The organism is Bradyrhizobium sp. WSM4874, from assembly GCF_055811835.1.
Map to the genome: position 1 here is coordinate 1 of NZ_JBVVPR010000123.1, position 2,663 is coordinate 2,663.

The 2,663-nt window shown below is 57.7% G+C and carries 2 protein-coding genes and 1 pseudogene; 1 reads left to right on the plus strand and 2 read right to left on the minus strand.

The genetic code is table 11. The features are described 5' to 3' along the window. Positions 1–185: 185 nt before the first annotated feature. Both AC0L3P_RS39495 and AC0L3P_RS39500 read right to left on the minus strand, forming a co-directional pair. A pseudogene (locus AC0L3P_RS39495) lies at positions 186–478 on the minus strand (transposase); the annotation flags it as partial. Between the two features lie 837 nt (positions 479–1,315). Next, the gene (locus AC0L3P_RS39500; protein WP_473309396.1) at positions 1,316–1,696 is read right to left on the minus strand and encodes a hypothetical protein; all 381 of its coding nucleotides are present in this window, start codon (positions 1,694–1,696) and stop codon (positions 1,316–1,318) included. A gap of 512 nt (positions 1,697–2,208) precedes the next feature. Here AC0L3P_RS39500 and repC point away from each other — a divergent pair. Then, positions 2,209–2,663: plasmid replication protein RepC (gene repC, locus AC0L3P_RS39505; RefSeq protein WP_473309397.1), on the plus strand; the 455-nt coding region annotated here is incomplete at its 3' end.

The window sequence follows — 2,663 nt, forward strand, 5'->3', positions numbered from 1 at the left end:
CGCCAACGTCGTGCTCTCAGCAGTCGGCCACAACTTCCGCCGTATCCTCGCCTGGCTCAGAGAACTCTTGTGCCTCTGCCTGATCCAGCTATCGCATACGCTTGCCTGTCCGCTCCCGCTCAATTCGGCTTCTTAACGGACGACCTCGCTACATGCGGCAATACGGCTTCCCATCCAGATTGTCGCGCTATAGCTTCGCGCTTGGCGACGGGCCTACCATTTTTTGACAAAAGCTCGCGTAGCGCTGCAGCATCCAGCATCTGCTCGGCCAGCAGCTTCTTCAGCTTGGCGTTCTCGTCCTCGAGTTGCCGCAACCGCTTGGCCTCGGAGACGTCCATCCCGCCGAACTTTGTCTTCCAATTGTACCAGCGGCTTCAGAGACGCCATGCTTCCGCGCCAAATCGGCAGCCTTCGCACCTGCCTCATGCTCACGCAGCACGCCAATAATCTGCTCTTCCGTAAACCTGGCTCGCTTCATCTGTCCGTCCTTCAGAAGGCCGGACTCTAACTTCAACTGGAGGAAATCGGCAGGGGCAGGTCATTTATGCTCTTCGTGATTCCGATCGCGTCTGAGTTGTCTCTTTGATAGCTGAACTCGGTCGTATCATGGAGCACCAGAACCGGACCGCCGGTGGCAATCGTGCGCTCACGCGTCGATTGAAAGTGGCCAGCCAGAATGTCCGCTTCGCTGACCCGGTCATTAGAAGGGATTTAGAAGCTCCGGGCGAGTCGGAGCCGAATGGGCGACGCCGTCGGCGTGCCGCGTAATGCCGGTGCTCAGAGCCTGCAGGGCGCACCGTCCGCGAGAACCATCGCCCGCCTGATGACGATTGACGGCGATACGATATGAAAGTCAGAGACCGTCACCATTGCGGCGATTGAGCAAGGCGTTCCTCTCCTGGTCGAACGCTCAAGAGATCCTAGCCGCTTTCCATGCGATGACGCAACAGCTCGCACTGAAATTAGGTGACCGCTATCGGCTTACCAGCCGCATGACACCCCGTTCGTCCGACGAAGACGAGAGCGGGGCCTTAGTGGCGAAAAGCAGATTGTCCGGATAAACCCCTCCTCCGGCATCTTGATGCAGTTCTGTCGCGTGCGTGGCAATGCGCCTGTGGGGGCATGCTGGCGTCTCCAGTTTCTGCAAGGCAGGGGACCAGCTTAGATATCGGAGGACGATCAGGGTACTCGACGGATTCAGGTAGGTTGCCCTGCCTAGTTCTCGAAGATACCTCGTTGTAGTCTGCGTTTGGCGCCTCGGGAGCAAAGGTGCACAGCTTTACACCTATCGACGAGGGTACGGCTGGGAACGAGGTTAGCGGTTGCCGGGTAAGCGAAGACGATGGTCAGCAACAGGATCGGGAGCATGTGGATTCACGGACATATGGTCCTGCCACCCGTAGCCTCTGGCGTCGATGGCTCCGCCTGTCTGGTTCGATCGATCGTACTCGTCTTTGCGAGTTAATCCGGTCTGTAGCTGACTTTCGGTATGGATATTCTTACTGATGGCCGCGACTATGTCGCCTTGATATTGTGGAGACTGGTCGGCGCTGGTCGGTCGCCGAGATGCAGCATCATGCGCTTCGAAACAGCTTCTGTTCTCGTGCTGCAAGGCCGATCGCGAAGGACGGTCGTTCGATTGCTGACGGGCGATCGAGAAAGGCTCCGAAAGTTCGCCGCGGACCCTGGTGGTCATTCCCTGAATCGATCAAGATGGCGCGGCGCTCAAAAATGTCAGAGAGGTGATACCTGAAGCGAAATTGCAGAGTGCGAAACCGACGCTCGATTTCTCGCAGCATTCTCGGCAGCAAGCCGTCCATCACCCTCCGGGACATCAAAGCAATCGGATGATGAGAGCCGGTCCTTTCCGCAATGCATGGGTAAGATCGCTCGTGCGTCACGCCGAGCGCGAATTGAAGCTCACCATCAACAAAAATGCCTCGAAAACATTCGCGAGATTGCTTGTGTGGAGCAACTCCCGGCCCTGTTCAAAATGCGTTTTGTAACAGCGGTCAGGAACTCACCGAGGCTTGACGGCCTCATCCGTAAACACCAACCAGGAGCAGCCCGCGAAGCGGCGTCCAGGAAGCTTCTTTCTGTAAGTTGACACCTACAGAGAATCACTTCTGCGAATCGCAGTCAAGAGTTTCTAGTCGATTTGCACCGTATCGGCGGACAGGTTTTCTTCGCTCTGCTGAGGCAAGGAACATGCAGTCACATCCTCCAACGACGCCTTTTGGGCGGCGATCGCTGACGCTTGCCCATGTGGCAAGCCAGATGGTCGCAACGGCACGCCTTCCCGAAAAGATGGTGCACAAATGGAAGATCTTCCACGCCATCTGCACGGCACGGCCGCGCCTTGGGGTGTCGGAGCGCGCGCTATCGGTATTGAACGCGCTCCTAACCTTCCATCCCCAGACCGCACTGACAGGGGAGGATGATCTGATTGTTTTTCCGTCGAACCATCAACTCGCTCGGCGAGCGCACGGCATGCCGGCATCAACGCTGCGGCGGCACCTCGCTGTGCTGGTCGACGCGGGACTAATCGTTCGGCGTGACAGTCCGAATGGCAAGCGGTATGCGCGAAAGGACGATGCTGGCGAAATCGAGCTCGCGTTCGGCTTCGATCTGTCACCGCTCGTCGTGCGCTCGGAAGAGTTCGA